The sequence below is a fragment of the Arthrobacter sp. P4_F11 genome, from assembly GCF_056401395.1.
Genome location: NZ_JBFUJK010000016.1, coordinates 104,700 through 122,176 on the forward strand (window position 1 = coordinate 104,700; position 17,477 = coordinate 122,176).

Consider the following 17,477-nt stretch of genomic DNA (forward strand, 5'->3'; position numbering starts at 1 on the left):
CCGCTTACTTGCTGGGCCGTTTACTTGCTCGGCGCAGGCGTTGCAGTCTGCTCGGCTTTCGGCAGGTACTGCTCGGGCATCGGGGAGCCCGGGAACCACTTCTGGTAGAGCTTCTTCCAGGTGCCGTCCTCCATGGCTGCGGCAAGGCCCTTGTTGAGAGCGTCCTTGAAAGCGCTCTTGCCCTTGGCCACGGCGAAGCCGGCGGGAGCGTCAAAGGAGGGGATGTCCGCGGCGCTGATCAGCCCGTACTGCGTTTCATAGGCCTTGGCGGCCTCGTAGTCCAGGAAGTGTGCATCGACGGATCCACTGTTGACGGCGGCGATCGCGGTGTTGTTGTCCGGGAAGCGCACCAGGCTCGCGGAAGTGAAGTTCTTGACCGCATAGGCCTCCTGCAGCGTTCCCTGCACGACGCCGAGACGCTTTCCGGCGAGACCGTCGGCGCCGGTGATGCCCGAGGTCTTAGTGGTGATGACGGTCAGGTAGCCGGCCAGGTAGCCATCGGAGAAGTCGACGGTTTGCTTGCGCTTGTCAGTGATGCCGATCGCCGCAACGCCGGCGTCGAACTGGCCGTTGGAGACAGCGGCGAGCAGCCCGGAGAAGTCCTGTCCGGTGAAGACGACCTTGTCGACTCCGGCGCGGTGGGCGACGTCTTTGAAGAGCTCGACGTCGAAGCCGGTGAAGTTGCCCTGGGCGTCGGCAAAGGTATAGGGCTTCGAATCACCCAGGCTGGCAACACGGATGGTGCCGGCCTCAATCAGGCCGTAGGGGTTGTCCGCCGGCGAGGACGAGGCGGATGAGCTGCCTCCGCAGCCGGAGAGTGCCAGGACCGCGGCCACAGCAGCGGCGATGAGCGCCCCGGGGCGCATTGTGTTTCCTGTGTTCACAGCGTTTCCAATCGTGGGGGTGAGCAGCGGGGCAGGCAGGCAGTGGGCCCCGTGGAGTGGGACTTTGTCGATGGAAGTCTTGCTGAGTCCGGTCTCAGTCCCTAGGATTGAGACCGGACTCACATCGATTGCTAGAAATGTAATCGAAGCCACATCAGGCGTCAAGGGTCCGCTACGAAAGGCCGTAATGAATAGTGATGCTTCCCGGCGCCGCGATGTCACTGTCGCCGACGTCGCCAAAGCAGCCCAGGTTTCCAAGGCCCAGGCCGCCCGCGCCCTGGGCAACTACGGGGCCGTGAGCGACGACGTGCGCGAGCGGGTGCTGGCTGCCGCCGAGGAACTGGAGTACCGGCCCAACGAGCTCGCCCGCAGCATGAACACCGGGAAATCGCACACCATCGGGGTGGTGGTCGGCGACATCGAAAACCCCCATTTCGGCCTGGCCACGCGGGGCATTACGGACACCGCCAAGCGGAGTGGATTCAATGTCATCCTGATCAATACGGACGAGGATACCGAGGCGGAAATCGACGCCGTGAGGGTGCTCCTCGACAAGCGCGTTGACGGCCTGATCGTGGCACCCGCGTCCTCCGTGGAAACGCAACATTTACGGCGCGTTCACGAATCCGGCCGTCCGCTGGTCCTTTTGGACCGCAAGGCGCCAGGGCTCGACGTCGACACCGTGGCGGTGGACATGGAGGACATCTCCCATGAATCCACCAGCTATTTGCTCAAGTCCGGCCACCGGAGGATCGCCTTCGTCTCCACGCTGAAATCAGCCGGGCCGTACCACGACGGCTTGCAGCTGGACTCGTCCCAGATCTCGGACCGGCGGGACGGAATGAAACGCGCATTCGAGGAGGCGGGGCTGGACCTGCCCGTCGATCTGATCCGCCTCAACGCCGGCGACGACGAGTCCATCAAGAAGATCACCCGCGAGCTGCTGCAGCGCCCGGACCCGGCGACGGCGATCATCGCCTCCGACGGCCTGATCGGCCTCAGCGTGGTGGAGGCGATCCACGAGCTCGGCCTCTCCATTCCGAATGATGTCTCCTTCCTCATGTATGACGACTTCGCCTGGACGCGCCTGACCACGCCCCCGCTCACGGTTATCGCCCAGCCTGTCTACGAAATGGGCGTAGCGGCCGCGTCAGCCCTGATCCGGCAGATCGAAGGCCGCAAGGCACCGGCGGCCGCACCGACATTCACGGCCGCACTGATCCGCCGCGGCTCGGTCGCGGCCCCGCCGGGGCAGGAGCAGGACAGGGCTTAGTTCTCTGGCGCGGTCCCTGGCCGGCGGATTAACTGAACTGCAGGGAACGTTTAGTGCAATCGGCGGAGGGAGTGTGATCCCTGTGGGCGGACCCAGACGGCTGCTGGAATCGGGCCGCCCTCACGCGGTGCCCACGGAAACGGGCGCCGATCCGTCATGGAGCTGACGGTCATTGTCCTCATCACCGCCCTCCTGTTCGCGTGGGCGCTGGTGTCGGCGCGGCTGCAGCAGGCGGACCTGACCGCTCCCATCGTGTTCACCGCTGTCGGCGCAGCCCTGGCCTGGTCCGGGCTGGTCAATGCCGCCTCGGCGCCCGCGCTGATCACCCCGGTTGTCGAGGTCACCCTGGTGTGGGTTCTCTTCTCCGACGCCGCCCGCCTGCCGCTGCAGGAATTGCGCCGGGACGTGGGCCGCTACGTGCGGCTGCTGGGAGTCGGCCTGCCGCTGACGATTGTGTTCGGGTGGGCCCTGGCCGCCTGGTTCTTTCCCCAGTTCGGGTTCTGGCTGGCCCTCCTCGTCGGCGCCGCGCTTGCCCCTACCGACGCCGCACTCGGAATACCCGTGGTGACGAATCCGGCGGTGCCGTCGCGGATCCGCCAGCTGATCACGGTCGAAAGCGGCCTCAACGACGGCATCGCCACCCCGGTCGTCATGCTCGCCATCGCCGGCGCGGCCGCCGCAGCAGGTCTGGAGAGCGCCGAAGGCCCAGGCAGCGCGGCCGTCGAGCTGCTCATCGGCGCCGGCGTCGGCGCAGCGGCCGGCGCCGCGGGAGGGTGGCTGCTGCAACTGGCCCGCCGGCGCGGGACCGCAACCGAGGACTTCGCCGGCATCGGCGTCCTGGCCCTGAGCCTGCTCGCCTACAGCGCCGCACTCGCGGTGGGCGGCAACGGCTTCGTTGCCGCGTTTTGCGCCGGGCTGGCGTTCGGCACCTGCGCCGGGGAACGGGCGCCGGCCGAACTGGCCTTCGTCGAGCAGATGAGCGGCCTGGTGTCCCTGCTCGTGTGGCTGGCCTTCGGAGCCATCACCGTGCCGATCATGCTGGCGAGCTCCGTCCCCCTGACCGTCGCCTACGCCGTGCTCAGCCTCACGGTGGTGCGGATGCTGCCGGTGGCGCTGGCCTCGATTGGCGCCGGCCTCGATCGGAAAACCGTCCTGTTCGTGGGATGGTTCGGCCCGCGCGGCCTGGCTTCCCTCGTATTCGCGCTGCTGGCGCTGGAAGCCCTCGGATCAGTGTCCGATCAGGCCGTGGCCGTCATCACCGCCACTGTGCTGCTCAGCGTGCTGGCCCACGGCTTCAGCGCCGCGCCATTGGCTGCCCGCTACGGACGGGCCGCTGCCGCTGCCGGTCCGGAACCCGGCGGCCCGGTGCCGGTCACTCCCGCCCCCGCCCGGGGGCTGAGCCGCATGCACATCCACCCTCCGCATTTTCGGCCGAAGCGTTCCCGTCCCTAGACCGCACTGAACCGTCCGCGCTGGACTCGGGTGCCGTCGTCGCCGTTCACGTTCCGCCACAGCGGCTGTGATGAGTCTCACGCGCAAATTTCGCCATCTGGCTTGAGCCTCCCGCGCGGCGCTGTGCACTATGGAAAGGCAAGGCAGGGACTGCGACGTTCCTGCCGGTGCAGCCTGACGAATTTCTGCGACGTTCCGCGTCCGCAGTAAACGCCGGGCACCCATCCTGGTGGACGCAATGAGGCCAAACCGGTGAGCTCGCAGAGCTGCCCACGGTCTCAGGCGTTCCTGGTTTGGCCCCTACGGCGGCTCCGCATCGGTGCGGCAGCCGGACATCCGGATTCATGAAATGGAAGCACTGAACAATGACGTTTGAAACTGCCAACTCTGTAACCCACAAGCTCTGGGACCGCTCCACCATGCACCACGAGCTGGACGCGCTGGTCCACGAGCTCTCCGAGCGCCACAACACCGCCAAGAGCAACATCGCGGTCCACGCCAGCGGCCCGAACACCTTCACCCTCAGCCTGAACCACGGCGCCTAAAGCCCAGGTTCCAGGCAGCAAGGCCAAACGACGACGGCGGGAGCCACCTCCCGCCGTCGTCGTTTGTCCTTAAAGCCCGCGCATCAACCGGCGCCCACGGCCCCGCGCAGGAACCGCCGGGGAACCGCAGACGCGGCCGCGGTTCCCCGGCGGGTTCCCTAGTTGGACGGGAAGTTGTACGAGGCTCCGGAGGCGTGGCTGGCTTCGGGCCACCGGGAGGTGACCACTTTGCCGCGGGTGTAGAAGGAGACGCCGTCGGGGCCGTAGATGTGCTTGTCGCCGAACAGCGAGGCCTTCCAGCCGCCGAAGGAGTAGTAGGCCACCGGGACGGGCAGCGGCACGTTGATGCCGATCATGCCGACGTCGACGGAGCGCTGGAACTTCCGGGCGTTGGCGCCGGAGGAAGTGAAGATCGCGGTGCCGTTGCCGTAGGGGTTGGAGTTGATCAGCTTGATTCCCTCCTCCAGGTCCTCGACCCGGACCACGACCAGGACGGGGCCGAAGATTTCCTCGGTGTACGCGGACATTTCGGCCGTGACGTGGTCGATCACGGTGGGGCCGACCCAGAACCCGTCCTCGTGGCCGGGGACCACGAGGTCGCGGCCGTCCACCACCATCGCGGCGCCGGCCTGCGCTGCCTCGGTAACGGTCCTGACGATGAAGTCGCGGGAGTCTGCGCTGATCACCGGGCCCATGTCGGCGTCGGGTTCGGTGCCGTTCTTGACCTTGACGTCCTGCGCACGTTCCTGGACTTTCTTGACCAGCAGGTCGGCGGCGTCACCGACGGCGACGGCGACCGAGATGGCCATGCACCGCTGGCCTGCGGAGCCGAATGCGGCGGCGGCCAGATGGTCGGCGGCGTTGTCGAGGTCGGCGTCGGGCAGGATGATCGCGTGGTTCTTCGCGCCTCCCAGTGCCTGGACGCGTTTGCCGTGGGCGGTGGCCACTTCAAGGATGTGCATGGCCACCGGGGTGGAACCCACGAAGGAGATGGCATCCACATCGGGGTGGGTCAGCAAGCCGGAGACGACCTCACGGTCGCCGTGCAGGACCTGGAAGACGCCCTCGGGCAGGCCCGCCTGCTTCCACAGTCTGGCCAGCAGCATCGCCGCGGACGGCACGCGGTGGGAGGGCTTGAGGATGAAGGCGTTGCCGGTGGCGATCGCCATCGGGGCCATCCACAGCGGCACCATGACCGGGAAGTTGAACGGGGTGATGCCGGCGACCACGCCGACGGGCTCGCGGAAGGAGAAGACGTCGATGCCAGTGGAGACCTGGTCCGAGTACTCGCCCTTGAGCAGCTGCGGGATGCCGCAGGCGAACTCGATGACCTCGAGTCCGCGGCCGATCTCGCCCTTGGCGTCGGAGAGGACCTTGCCGTGCTCGGCCGTGATCAGCTGAGCAAGTTCCTCCACGTGCGAGGCGACGAGTTCGCGGAACTTGAACAGCACCGCGGTGCGCTTGGCCAGGGAGATGTCGCCCCAGGAATCGGCGGCCGCCCGCGCGGCGGCGACAGTGGTCTCCAGGTCTGCCCGGTTGGCCAGCCGCAGCTCTGCGGAGACGGCGCCGGTGGCCGGGTTGTAGACGGGCTTGGTGTCGGTTCCGGTGCCTGTTGCCTCGGCTCCGCTGATGAAGTGGTTGATGACGGTCATTACTGCTCCTGTAGTAAGTGGTGTTGCACGGCGTGAACCTGTTCGACGTTCCGTGGGAGTCCTGCGGCGAGGGATTCGTGGATGGCGAGCCGGACGGCCAGGTTCTGCTCAGTGAGTTGCCGGTGGACCACCTCGTGCACCGAGCTGCGGGTCCAGACGCTGAACCTTTCGATTTCGACCTTGAATGGGTCTTCGGTGACATCGAAGGCCTCGGTGCTGCCGTCCCTGAGCGAAACGGTCACCCGTGCCGGCTCTCCGGGGTTCGGGTCGAACGCCTTGTCGAGCGTGATGTGTCCCTTGGTGCCGATGATCTGGAACGTGTTCGTTCGGGGTCCTTCGAAGCCGCAGTCCAAGGTTCCAAGGACACCGTCGTAATCCAGGATCGCTGCGACGGTAGTCTCAACCGGGTCCGTGGGGCTGGTTCCTTTGGCGTAGACGCTGACGGGAGGCCGGCCCATGACCATATTCATGATGTCCACGGCGTAGCATCCGACGTCGTTGACGGCACCGCCCTCGAGGACCGTCTGCAGACGGACCTCTCCCGGGCTGCGGTCCATGACAAAGTGGAAACGCGCGTGCATGGAGACAATCTGGCCGATCCGGCCGGCGTCGATGAACTCACGGACTTTCTGGTGCTGCGGATGGAAGCGGTACATGAAGGCTTCCATCAGGGTCACGCCGTTCCGATCACAGGCGTCCATGACGCGGGCGTAGTCTTCAAGGCTCCCGACCAGCGGCTTCTCGCACAGTATGTCTTTTCCCGCCTCGGCCGCTGCGATGATCCATTCAGCGTGCAGACCATTGGGGAAGGGAAGATACACGGCCTCGATGTTCGGGTCGGCGAGGAGCTCTTCGTGCGACTCGTACACGGTCGGGATGCCAAATCGTGAGGCGACCTCCGCCGTGCGTCCGTTCGGGCTGCTGATCGCCGAGGCGACAGCATTTCGGGTCTTCTTCATCGCCGGCAGGAAACGGTCCTGGGCGATGCGGGCGGTGGTGAGCACACCCCAGCGCACTGCGCTCATGTGGCCAGCCCGGCTTCCAGTTCCCGGAGGAAGGCCACGGACTGCCGGACGTCCCGGACCGGGCCGTCGCCGGCGGGTACGGATTCCAGGACGGTGTCCTGTTCCATCGTGAACCAGCCGCCGTATCCGGCCGCGAGGAGGTCCCGGACAATGCCGGCAATTCCGACATCGCCTTGTCCCAATGGGACGTACATTCCGGTCTTGACGCCGTCGGTGTAGGAGATTTCACCGTTCTGGACCCGTTCGGCGACGGCCTTGTGCACATCCTTCAGGTGGGTATGGCCGATTCGAGAGGCATAGTCCCGGACGAGCTGTCCAGGATCCGTGCCGCCGATCAGGAGATGCCCGGTATCGAGGCACAGGTTCGCGGCGGTGTCGTTCAGGACGCGGTTGACGTCCGACGTCGTTTCGATCATGGTGCCGACGTGCGGGTGCACGACGGCCTGGATGCCTCTGTCAGCCGCCGCCTTGACGATGGCGTCGAGGTTTCGGCCGAACAGATTCCAGCCCTCGGCATCGAGCTCGTGGCGCTGGTCATAGCCGTCCACCCCGGTTTCGGCGGCCAGGACCATGATGCTCGCGCCCGCCGCCTGGTAGGCGTCCAGTTCCGCTGAGACCGCCTGCAGCGGGTTCTTGGCGGCATCGTGCAGGATGACGGGGAAGAATCCTCCGATGGCCTGCAGGTTGTGTCGCTTGAGTACTTCCGCGCGTTCAGTTGCCTGTTCGGGCAGGAAGCCTGCGGGGCCGAATTCCGTCGCCGTGATGCCCAGGGCAGTCATCTCGGACAGTACGCGGTCTGCCTCCAGCTGATAGCCCCATCCGGGGACTTCGCACACGCCCCAGGAAATGGGGGCGGCGGCAAGGCGGCTGGTGATGGTGCTCAATCTGATCCTCCGTATACGTTTTGATCCCAGTCAATGACCGAGCCGGTGACGACTCCGCTCCTGTCGGAAAGGAGAAAGACTACAAATTCGGCGATCTCGTCCACTTGTCCGAGCTTGCCCATCGGCACCGAGGCGTTGGCTTGTTCCAGCCAGTCGTCTCCGGCGCCATGAAACTTCCTTTGGGTTTCGGCTTCGCCGTCGGTGGCGGTCCAGCCGATGTCCAGGCCGTTGATGCGGATCTTGTCCCAGCGGTGGGCGTGCGCGGCGTTCCGGGTTGCCCCGGCCAGCCCGGCCTTCGCCGCGACGTAGGGCGCCAGGTAGGGTTGGCCGCCGAGTTCGGCGATGGAGATGACGTTCACGATGCTGCCTGACGCACCGCGCTCACGGAGGTGCCTGATCGTTTCGGCCATGATGAAGAAGGGTGATTTCAGGTTGACGGCGATGTGCGCGTCGAAGAGATCCGGGGTGGTGTTCAGCATGGTTCCCCGGGTGGTCAGTCCGGCAGCATTTACGGCGCAGTCGATCCGCCCGAACGCGGCGATGGTTTCCAGTACCGAGGCCCTCGCCTGTTCGACGTCGGCCAGGTCGGTTTTGATGAAGCGGGCATCGACACCGGACTCTGTCAGCTCGGCGGCCAGCTTTTCGCCCGAGTCGGCGTTGCGCCCGGTCACGGCGACGCCGGCCGCGCCTTCGGCTGCCGCCCGGCGGGCAATGCCGGCACCCAGGCCCTGGGTGCCGCCGCTGACAAGGAGGACCCTGTCTTTAAGGAGTGGACCGTTCATTGGCTACTCCGCTCCGATTTTGACGGCGCGGCCGGACCTGGCGGATTCTTCGGCGGCATTGGCCAGGATGAGCGCCATCACCCCGTCGTCGAATCCCGGGCTGCAGGCGGTTCCCTGGCGGATGGACTGCACGAAGCTGTCCAGTTCGCTGCGGTAGGCCTGGGCGTAGCGCTCCAGGAAGAACGGCAGGTAGGCATCAGATTCTTCGGTGCCCGTGGCGCCGTACTTGCGCACGGTGGTCGGAGTCATGTTGCCGGCAGTCAGCAGACCCTCGCTGCCGAATGCTTCCAGCCGCTGGTCGTGGCCATAGGCGCTGTGGCGGGAATTGGTGATCGTGATGAGCTCACCTTCCCGTCCGCGCAGGGTGATGACCACCGAGTCGAAGTCGCCGGCTTCTTCGATGTAGTCGCAGAAAAGGTTCGAACCAGTTGCCGAGACTTCGATGATGTCCGGGACGAAGAACCGGGCCATGTCCAGGTCGTGGATGCTCTGGTCCCGGAAGATCCCGCCGGATGTGGCGATATAGTCCTGGGGCGCTGGGGCGGGGTCCCGGCTGGTGATGGTCAGCTGCTCCAAGCGTCCGATTTCTCCGGCTTCAACCCGTGCGCGGACGGAGGCGAAATTCGGGTCGAAGCGACGGTTGAAACCGAGCATGAGCGGGGTCTTAGTGCCGCGGATCTGGTCGCGGCACACGCGGACGCGGTCGATATCCAGATCGATGGGCTTTTCGCACAGGGCGGCGACGCCGGCGCCAACTGCCCTGGAGATCAGGTCGACGTGGGTGCTCGTCGGCGAACCGATAATGATGGCGTCCAGGTCCTGGTTGGCGAAGACCTCGTCAGCGGTTTCCACAGCCTGCGCCCCGGTCGCGGCGGCAAGGGACTGTGCGCCCTTGATGAACGGGTCGGCGATCCACGCCAGTTCCAGATCCGGGTGGGCGGCGATGTTCCGGGCGTGGACCTGGCCAATGCGGCCGGATCCGAAGAGTGCAACCTTGAGGGGGCGGTCAGCGGACATGCGTAATGGTCCTTTCTAGTTCTCCACAGGCGGGTGCGGCCGTGGTTGGTTGAGGGTGATGGATCGTCATGATGTGGCCACCGCCGCCGGGCTGCGGCCGGCCAGGACGTCGACGGCGCCCTTGGCGGCGTCGCGGACGGTGTGGATCATGCCCTGCCGGGTGAAACCCATCAGGTGGGGTGTTAGGACGACATTCTGGTGGTCGAAGACGGGGTGGTGTGCGGGGGGTTCGGGATCGTAGACGTCCAGCCCCAGACCGGCGAGATGTCCGGTGAGGAGCGCACCGTGGGCATCGTCCAGGTCAACGAGGCCTCCCCTGCTGCAGTTGATGAGGATGGCCCCGGCGGGCATCAGGGCGAGGCGTTCGGCGTTGATGAGATTGTGGTTTTCCGGTGTCAGCGGCACGTGCAGGGTGACGAAATCGCTCCGGCGCAGCAGTTCCTCCACCGCGCCACAACGGATGCCGGCCGGGACGTCGGCGAACGGGTCGAAGGCCAGGACATTGAGGTCAAAGGCCTCCGCGATCCGGGCGACGCGGCGTCCGATGCGGCCGTATCCGATGATGCCGAGAGTGAACCCCTCGAGGTCTCCGACGTTCACAGAGGACCTCTCCTCCCAGCGGCCGTCCCTCACCAACGGGGTCAGGGTCGACAGCTTCTTCACGAGTGCCAGGAGGTGGGCGAAGACGCCTTCGGCGACGGAGGCGGTGTTGCTTCCGGGGGTGATCACGACGGGGATGCCGCGGCGGTTTGCCTCCGCGACGTCGACGAGGTCGGTGCCGACGCCGGTCCTGGCGATCACCCTTAGGGCGGGCATGCGGTCAAGGAGTTCACGGTCCACGCGGTAGGCGGCGCGGACGATTGCGGCGTCGGCCCGGGCGAGATCTTCCTCCGTGGGATTGTGAATCATTTGTTGGTGTGGGGCCAGCACCGGTTCGACCAGTCCGACCTCCACGTTGCCGAGAGCTACGACTATTTGGGGTGTGGTTATTGAAGCCATCGTCATCCTTGAAGATGTGAGGGTGTACCCCGTCGGCCATGGGGCCCGCGGGGGTGACTACGTGTGTGAAGTGGGTTAGAGGCCGAGCAGGCTGGACTTGCGGATGACCAGTTCAGGGACGATGGGCTGGTGGACGAAGCCTCCGCCGAAGTCGTGGTCCTGGATGCGCTGCAGGAGCGTTTTCGCCCCGGCGACGCCGATCGTCGAGCTGTCAGGATCTACAGTGGTGAGCCCGAGCCGGGGCATGGCGCCGAGGGAGATGTTGTCGTATCCGGTGATCGCGACCTGGAGTCCGCGTTCATCGGCTGCGGTCATCGCGCCCAGGGCAGCCAGATCGTTGATGCAGGCCAGGGCGGTGGGTCGCAGCCGGCCGGACGCGCCGAGCGCCCGCTGGGCCGCAACATACCCGGATTCCTGGGAGAAGTCCGCATCGACAACGTGGATGTTCCGTCCCAGCCCATGGTTTTCCATGGCGGCGGCGTAGCCGCTGACACGCGCCGCCCCGACCGAACCGCCGAGCCCGCCCAGATGTGCGATGCGTTCATGGCCGAGGCCGACGAGGTGGTCCACAACCATGGAGATGCCGTGGGCATCGTCGCTTCGGACGACGTCGGCTGTGTCGATGTAGTCCGGACCTCCACCGGCGAATACGACGGCTCCCCCCGAGACAACGCGGCTGAACGGCGCTTTGTCCGGAACGGTTCCAATCACGAGGAGCCCGGCGACCCGCAAATCGCGGAATGCCTGGAGGATGGACAGGTCCACTCCCCCGCCGGACGCCGCCGACGCCGTGACCGCGCTGAAGAGCACGGTGTGGCCGGCCTCCTCCAGCACCGGCCGTGCGGCGTCGACGACGTCGAAGGCCCAGGGGTTGTGCAGGTCGCTGACCAGCACGCCGATGGTCCCGTTGCTGCGGGTTGCGAGCGACCTGGCGGCCGTATTGAGCTCGTAGCCGAGCTCCTCCACAACTTCCAGCACCCGCTGGCGGCGTTCGGCGCTGACCCGGGGAGAGTCACGCAGTACGAGTGAAACCAAGGACTTTGATACGCCGGCGCGTTCGGCCACGTCCAAGATCGTTGGCCGCCGGGCGGATGCAGTTGCCATGGTTAGGCCCGCGCCGCTGTTGTGCCGTGGATTTCCTCGATCTTCTGCCACTGACCGGACAGTGAGGAAGCTTCGGCGGCGCTGACGATCGCGGCCGCGGAGGCGGCATCATGGATGTTCGAGTTTTCCTGGGCGCCTCCTGCGACGGCGACGAGGAATTTCTTCGCTTCGATGACCTTCAAGTCATCGAAGCCCATGCTGTTGCCGGGCCCGGGCTGGAAGTGGGCGTAGTCGCCATGGCGGGGGCTGGCGTTGACGGTGGTGTAGCCCTGCTCGTCGTTGCTGCGTCCCAGGCAGACCTTGAGCTCGTTCATGCGTTCAAAGTCCCATTTGAGCGAACCTTCGGTTCCGTAGACTTCGATCTGGTAGCCGCATTCGGGGCCCACGGCGACGCGGGAGGACTCGATGGTGCCGACTGCTCCTGCGCCGCGGGCGGACGGGCCGAAGCGGACCAGCGCGGCTGCGTAGTCCTCATTTTCAACCTCTCCCATTTCCCCGTTTTCGATCACTGCGAAGTGCGTTGCCGAGCCCATGGCGAGCTTTGGCCGCTGCGTGTAGACGGTGCTGGTGAGCGCGGTGACCTCGGCGATGGGTCCGACTACATATTGGCACAGGTCGGTGGCGTGGCTGAACAGATCGGCCAGCACGCCGGTGCCGGCGAGTTTCCGGTCGAACCGCCAGGACAGGGCGCCGTTGGGCTCGGAGGCGTACCCGGAGAAGAACACGGCCCGAACGTTGGTCACCCGCCCCAGGCGCCCGGCGGCGATGAGCTCGCGTGCGTGCTCGACGGCGGGGGCGTGCCGGTAGTTGTAGCCGATGGAGGTCAGCACTCCGGCCTCCACTGCCGCTTCCTGCACGGCGGCCGTTTCTTCGTAACCGCGACCGACCGGCTTTTCGATCCAGAAGTGTTTTCCGGCCTTGGCGGCGGCGATGCCGATCTCTGCGTGGAGGAAGTTGGGTGCGCAGATGGAGACGACGTCGACGTCGGGGTGGTTGAGGACATCGTCGTAGTTGGCGGTTCCCTCGGCGTAGCCGAGAACGTCGCGGGCGAACTGGACCCGGCTGGGTTCGGTGTCGGCGGCGATGACGAGCTTGGTCTTCAGTCCGAGTTCGGGATAGACGTACGGTACGGCTTGGTAGGCCCGCGAGTGGAGCTTTCCCATCCATCCGACGCTGATGAGGCCGACGCCGATGGTGCGAGATTCTAGGCTCACGTTCTTGCCTTTCTTTTTGTGTTGGTCAGTTGCGGGCGGTTGCGAAGGCGTCACGGAACGCCGCCGCCATGATGGTCGAGTCGGAGCCGATGGCGACGAACCGGAAGCCCTGCCGGACGTACTTGGCAGCGCCCGGGCCGTCCACGGCCAGGATGCCCGCCGCTTTCTTGTGCAGCTGGGCCGCCGCGACGACGCGCTCCAGGGCTTCCTGGAAGACGTTGCTGTCCAGCTGCAGCGGGACGCCGAGCGCGTAGGACAAATCCAGAGGTCCGACGAAGACGACGTCGACGCCGTCCTGGGCGGCGATGTCTTCGACCGACTCCAGCGCTTCAAGGGTTTCGATCTGGATGATTCCGAGGGTTTCCTGGCCGGGTTCGGTGAGGGTCCGGCGGTCCATGCCCCAGCGGCAGGCCCGGTTGTACGTGGCCACGCCGCGGTCTCCCCGGGGCGGGTAGAGCATGTGCCGGACCGATTGTGCGGCCTGGTCGACCGTGTTCAATCGGGGAACCATGATCCCGGCAGCCCCCTGGTCCAGCACGCGGCCGATGCGGATGCGGTCTCCGGATTCGACCCGGACGATGGTCGGCACGCCGTAGCTGCCGGCGGCCACGACGCCGTCGCGGACCGCATCTTCACCTCCGGAGCCGTGTTCGAGGTCAATCAGCACCCAGTCGGCGCCTGCTGCTGCGCAGACTTCGGCGGCAGTGGCCGATGACATTCCCACGAAGGTCCCGATGGTGACTTCGCCGTCAGCCAGCCGCCGGCGCAGCTGTCCGGAATCCAGCGGTCCGGCACCCAGCGGTCCGGGGCTCATCCGAACCACCGCTGGCGGCCGCGGGCCTGCTCGTAGTCGGCGCGGAGGGTGCGGACCCATTCCTGTCCGGATACTTCCGCAGGAGCCACATCCCACCAGACGTCGCCGCCGGGCAGGTCCACGTGGGGTACCGTGGGGACCACGATCACGACGGGGCCCTGGGTGTCCCGGGTCGAGGTCAGCGCCTCGCGGACCTCGACGGCCGTGGTGGCCCTGAGAGCCAGGGCGCCCAGGCCTTCGGCAATCTGGCGGAGGTCCACCTTGAGGTAGTCCCCGTCGAGCCGGGCCTTCGGGGCGTCGGCGGCTGCGACGCTGCCTCCCGTAGTGCGGTAGCGGAACTCGTTGCCGAATTCCTTGCCGGTGCGGTTCATCTGCAGGCGGTGGATGACCTGGTAGCCGTGGTTTTCGGAGACGATGACCGTGACGTTGAGCCCTTCCTGCGCGGCGGTAAGGATCTCCGTGGGTGCCATCAGGAAGGTGCCGTCGCCGATGAAGGTGACCACGCGGTTGTCGTTGTTCCCTTCCGCCAGGCGGACGCCCATGCCGGCGGCGATTTCGTAGCCCATGCAGGAGAAGCCGAACTCCAAGTGGCAGTGCCTGTTCCCGGTCGCGTCCCACACCTTCTGCAGGTCACCCGGCGGGCCGCCCGCCGCGGCGATCACGGTGTCGCCGGAACGCGCGTGTTCCTGCATCAGGCCGATCAGTTGCGGCTGGGTGAGGACCGCCCCGGTGACCGGTGCGTGCGGGTGGTCCGCGGGATTGTAGGCGGTGTCTGCGTCCAGCCATTGTGTCCGAATGGGGGCCCAGAGGGCTTTCTCTGCCTGGACGGTGTCCTGCCAGGACTCGGCAGTGCTGTGGCCTTCCAGCGCCTGGGCCAGGGCTTCGAGTCCCAGCCGGGCATCGGCAAGGATTCCGGTGGCGCCCTGCTTGCGGGTGTCGGCATCGACGACGTTAAGTGCCGCGAACTTGACGCCGTCGTGCTCGAAGATCGACTGTGAGCCAGTGGCGAAATCGGTGAGACGGGTTCCCACGCTGAGGACAAGGTCGGCCTGCTTGACCAGGGCGTTGGACGCGAAGTTGCCTTCGAGCCCGACCCCGCCCACCTGCCACCATTCGTCCTTCGTGACGGCGCCCTTTCCGCCGAAGGTTTCCACTACTGGAATACCGACCTGGCCGGCCAGGTGCTCCAGGGCCGCGTGGGCATCCGAGTAGTGGATGCCGCCGCCGGCGATGATCACAGGCCGTTGCGCAGCCCTGATCAGCCCGGCAACATCCTCGATTTCGGCCGGGTCCGGCAGCGGGCGCCGGATCTTCCAGTCCCGGGGGGCGAAGAATTCGGCCGGGAAGTCGTAGGCGTGGGATTGCACGTCCTGGGGCAGGGACAGCACAACGGCGCCGGTATCCGTGGGGCTGGTCAGTACGCGCATGGCCTGCGGCAGCGCGGTCAGGAGCTGCTCGGGACGGGTAATGCGGTCAAAGAAGCGCGAGACGGGACGGAAGGCGTCGTTGACGGTGGCGTCCGCTTCGGTCGGGTGCTCCAGCTGCTGCAGGACAGGGCCCTGATGGCGGGTGGCATACGTGTCTCCGGGCAGGAGCAGGAGAGGGACCCGGTTGACGGTGGCCAGTCCGGCCGCCGTCACCAGGTTCAGGGCACCTGGGCCGATGGAGGCGGTCACGGCCAGGACGGCCTGGCGGCGGCTGGCCTTGGCGTACGCGGTTGAGATGTGCGCCATGTATTGTTCGTGGCGGCCCTGGATGAAGGGCATGTCATCGGCCAGTTCGTCGAAAGCCTGGCCCAAGCCGGCGACGTTGCCGTGCCCGAAGATTCCCAGGGCCGCGGGGACGAGGCGCCGCCTGACGCCGTCGGCGACGGAGTGCTGTACGGACAGGTATTTGACGACCGCCTGGGCGGTGGTGAGCCTGATGGTCTGTGAGTTAGTGGTCATTGCCTTATTCCAGAAGTCGAGGGGTTACCAGGGGCGTCCGTGGAGAATGACCGTTTTTTCTTCGGTCATTTCCTGCACTGCGGAGCGGACGCCTTCCTTGCCGACGCCGCTGCCCTTGAGTCCTCCGTAGGGCATGAGGTCGGCACGCCACAGGGGCGTCCAGTTGATGTGGATGTTGCCGGCGTCGATCTGCCGCATCGCCTGGATGCTGCCGGAGATATCGCTGGTGAAGATTCCGGCGCCCAGGCCATAGTCGTTGTCATTGGCCAGGGCGATGGCTGAATCGAGGTCGGATGCCGACGTAACGGCGACCGCGGGTCCGAAGAGTTCGTTGCGGCTCAGCGGAGAGCGCGGATCGACGCCTGCGACGACGGCCGGGGTGACAACAGCTCCCTGGCGGTCTCCGCCTGTGAGCACTTTGGCGCCGGAGTGCCGTGCTTCGTTGATCGAGGAGTGGACGCGGGTCGCTTCCTCTTCCGAGATCAGTGACCCGAGCCGGGTCTCGGCTTCGCGTGGGTTGCCCATCGCGATGGCTTCCACCTTGGGCACGAGGGCGTCGAGAAAGTCCGCTTCGACCCTGCGGTCAACGATGACCCGCTGGACCGAGATGCAGACCTGGCCGGCATTGATGAATCCGCCGGCTGCCACGGCGCTGGCAGCCAGTTCGATGTCGGCGTCCGGGAGGATGATCACCGGGCAGGAGGCGCCAAGCTCCAGGGAAAGCTTTTTGACACCGGCGATCGAGCTGATCCGGGTTCCGGTGGCGGTGGAACCGGTGAAGGAGACTTTCCGCACCCGAGGGTCTGTTACGAGCACATCGCCCAGGGTGCTGCCCGGACCGGTCAGGACGGACAGCACCTCCGGCGGGAGACCTGCATCGACGAAGCACTGGGCCAGCTTCAGTGCGGTCAGCGGAGTCGCGCGGGCCGGCTTCAGCACGACGGCATTTCCGGCGGCGAGAGCCGGCGCGATCTTGTGCAGCACCAGCAGCGCGGGGTAGTTGAACGGGGTGATGGCCACGACGATGCCCACAGGCTGCCGGAGCGTGAAACCGATCTTGTCCAGGCCGGTGCCGGCGTTGGCATCCAGTGGAAGGGTGGAGCCGTAGAGCTGGCTTCCCTCGTAGGCGGCCAGGCGGATGATGTTCCCCGACCTGCTGGCTTCTCCCCGGGCCTCCGTGATCGGCTTACCAGTTTCGGCACTGATGGTCTGGGCAATGTCCTCGGCACGTTCGTCGGCCAGGGCGGCTGCGCGCAGGAGGATGTCCACCCTCACGTGTGCCGGCGTGGACCTCTGCAGGTGGGCGCCGATCTCGGCACGGTCGAGGGCGGCCTCGGCATCCTGGACCGTAGCGACCGGAACCGTGTCAATGACCCGGCCGTCAAAGGGAGACCGGACTTCCTCGGTCCTGCCGTCGGCGGCACCGCGCCAGGTTCCGGCGATTAGCATTTGCATGGTTGCTCCATCTGGGTGGAAGAGCGGCCCTCCCGATTCCCGCAGGAATTGGGGTCAACCGTTCCGTTCTTGAAATTGATCTGTCTACTTCGGCGCTGCGCCGGAGCCGGGGGAAGTGCGGGGCCGGCGCCGTCAGTGTCTGCCGATGCTCTGGCGTTCTGAATCGACGTCGGCGACCTCGGCCTGGACTTCTTTGACGACGTCGCTGTGGCCGCCGAGTTGTTCGAGTTCGTGGGCGAGTTCGGCGAGTTCTGCGCCGCCGGCCATTTGGGCGGTGAGCTCGTCGAGGGTGATGTCTTTTTTGTCGTAGTAGCCGATCGATTTGCCGCGTTTGAGCAGCAGGAACCGGTCCCCGACGGGGAAGGCGTGGTGCGGGTTGTGGGTGATGAAGATGACGCCGAGGCCGCGGTCGCGGGCCTGCAGGATGTAGC

The 17,477-nt window shown here is 66.3% G+C and carries 15 protein-coding genes and 1 pseudogene; 3 read left to right on the forward strand and 13 right to left on the reverse strand.

Annotated elements, in window-relative coordinates; all coding sequences use genetic code 11:
- Positions 1 to 20 precede the first annotated feature (20 nt).
- Positions 21 to 866: an ABC transporter substrate-binding protein gene (locus tag AC1DRO_RS17250; protein ID WP_476951790.1), complete on the reverse strand. Its 846-nt coding sequence runs from the start codon at positions 864 to 866 to the stop codon at positions 21 to 23.
- Positions 867 to 1,071: 205 nt separating this feature from the next.
- On the opposite strand from AC1DRO_RS17250, the gene AC1DRO_RS17255 reads away from it, so the two are divergent.
- From AC1DRO_RS17255 to AC1DRO_RS17265, 3 genes are all read left to right on the forward strand, one after another.
- Entirely contained in the window at positions 1,072 to 2,157 is a 1,086-nt protein-coding gene (locus AC1DRO_RS17255) for a LacI family DNA-binding transcriptional regulator (protein WP_476951775.1), read from the forward strand.
- 156 nt (positions 2,158 to 2,313) lie between these two features.
- Entirely contained in the window at positions 2,314 to 3,609 is a 1,296-nt protein-coding gene (locus AC1DRO_RS17260) for a cation:proton antiporter domain-containing protein (RefSeq protein WP_476951776.1), read from the forward strand.
- 365 nt (positions 3,610 to 3,974) lie between these two features.
- Entirely contained in the window at positions 3,975 to 4,154 is a 180-nt protein-coding gene (locus AC1DRO_RS17265) for a hypothetical protein (RefSeq protein ID WP_018775517.1), read from the forward strand.
- Between the two features lie 158 nt (positions 4,155 to 4,312).
- On the opposite strand, the gene AC1DRO_RS17270 is transcribed toward AC1DRO_RS17265, so the two are convergent.
- The 12 genes and pseudogenes from AC1DRO_RS17270 to AC1DRO_RS17325 form a co-directional block, all read right to left on the reverse strand.
- Entirely contained in the window at positions 4,313 to 5,806 is a 1,494-nt protein-coding gene (locus AC1DRO_RS17270) for a CoA-acylating methylmalonate-semialdehyde dehydrogenase (RefSeq protein WP_476951777.1), read from the reverse strand.
- Positions 5,806 to 6,831, reverse strand: a complete 1,026-nt coding sequence (locus AC1DRO_RS17275; protein WP_476951778.1) for a Gfo/Idh/MocA family protein — start codon at positions 6,829 to 6,831, stop codon at positions 5,806 to 5,808. The genes AC1DRO_RS17270 and AC1DRO_RS17275 overlap by 1 nt, the downstream gene beginning before the upstream one ends.
- Complete coding sequence (locus AC1DRO_RS17280) at positions 6,828 to 7,715, reverse strand: sugar phosphate isomerase/epimerase family protein (RefSeq protein WP_476951779.1); 888 nt, start codon at positions 7,713 to 7,715, stop codon at positions 6,828 to 6,830. Before AC1DRO_RS17280 ends, AC1DRO_RS17275 begins: the two co-directional genes overlap by 4 nt.
- The gene (locus tag AC1DRO_RS17285; protein WP_476951780.1) at positions 7,712 to 8,497 is read right to left on the reverse strand and encodes an SDR family oxidoreductase; all 786 of its coding nucleotides are present in this window, start codon (positions 8,495 to 8,497) and stop codon (positions 7,712 to 7,714) included. Before AC1DRO_RS17285 ends, AC1DRO_RS17280 begins: the two co-directional genes overlap by 4 nt.
- Before the next feature lie 3 nt (positions 8,498 to 8,500).
- Positions 8,501 to 9,514 carry an inositol 2-dehydrogenase gene (gene iolG / locus AC1DRO_RS17290; protein WP_476951781.1) on the reverse strand — a complete coding sequence of 338 codons (1,014 nt, stop codon included), beginning with the start codon at positions 9,512 to 9,514 and terminating at the stop codon, positions 8,501 to 8,503.
- Between the two features lie 66 nt (positions 9,515 to 9,580).
- Positions 9,581 to 10,513, reverse strand: a complete 933-nt coding sequence (locus tag AC1DRO_RS17295; protein WP_476951782.1) for a hydroxyacid dehydrogenase — start codon at positions 10,511 to 10,513, stop codon at positions 9,581 to 9,583.
- A 75-nt stretch (positions 10,514 to 10,588) separates the two neighbouring features.
- Positions 10,589 to 11,617, reverse strand: coding sequence for a LacI family DNA-binding transcriptional regulator (locus AC1DRO_RS17300; RefSeq protein ID WP_476951783.1), 1,029 nt, complete (start codon positions 11,615 to 11,617; stop codon positions 10,589 to 10,591).
- A gap of 2 nt (positions 11,618 to 11,619) precedes the next feature.
- Complete coding sequence (locus AC1DRO_RS17305; RefSeq protein ID WP_476951784.1) at positions 11,620 to 12,831, reverse strand: Gfo/Idh/MocA family protein; 1,212 nt, start codon at positions 12,829 to 12,831, stop codon at positions 11,620 to 11,622.
- 25 nt (positions 12,832 to 12,856) lie between these two features.
- The gene (locus AC1DRO_RS17310) at positions 12,857 to 13,645 is read right to left on the reverse strand and encodes an HpcH/HpaI aldolase family protein (RefSeq protein ID WP_476951785.1); all 789 of its coding nucleotides are present in this window, start codon (positions 13,643 to 13,645) and stop codon (positions 12,857 to 12,859) included.
- Positions 13,642 to 15,591: a 3D-(3,5/4)-trihydroxycyclohexane-1,2-dione acylhydrolase (decyclizing) gene (iolD, locus tag AC1DRO_RS17315; protein ID WP_476951786.1), complete on the reverse strand. Its 1,950-nt coding sequence runs from the start codon at positions 15,589 to 15,591 to the stop codon at positions 13,642 to 13,644. The genes AC1DRO_RS17310 and iolD overlap by 4 nt, the downstream gene beginning before the upstream one ends.
- Before the next feature lie 24 nt (positions 15,592 to 15,615).
- Positions 15,616 to 17,046, reverse strand: a complete 1,431-nt coding sequence (locus AC1DRO_RS17320; protein ID WP_476951787.1) for an aldehyde dehydrogenase family protein — start codon at positions 17,044 to 17,046, stop codon at positions 15,616 to 15,618.
- A 132-nt stretch (positions 17,047 to 17,178) separates the two neighbouring features.
- Positions 17,179 to 17,477: pseudogene (locus AC1DRO_RS17325) on the reverse strand (sugar ABC transporter ATP-binding protein); the annotation flags it as partial.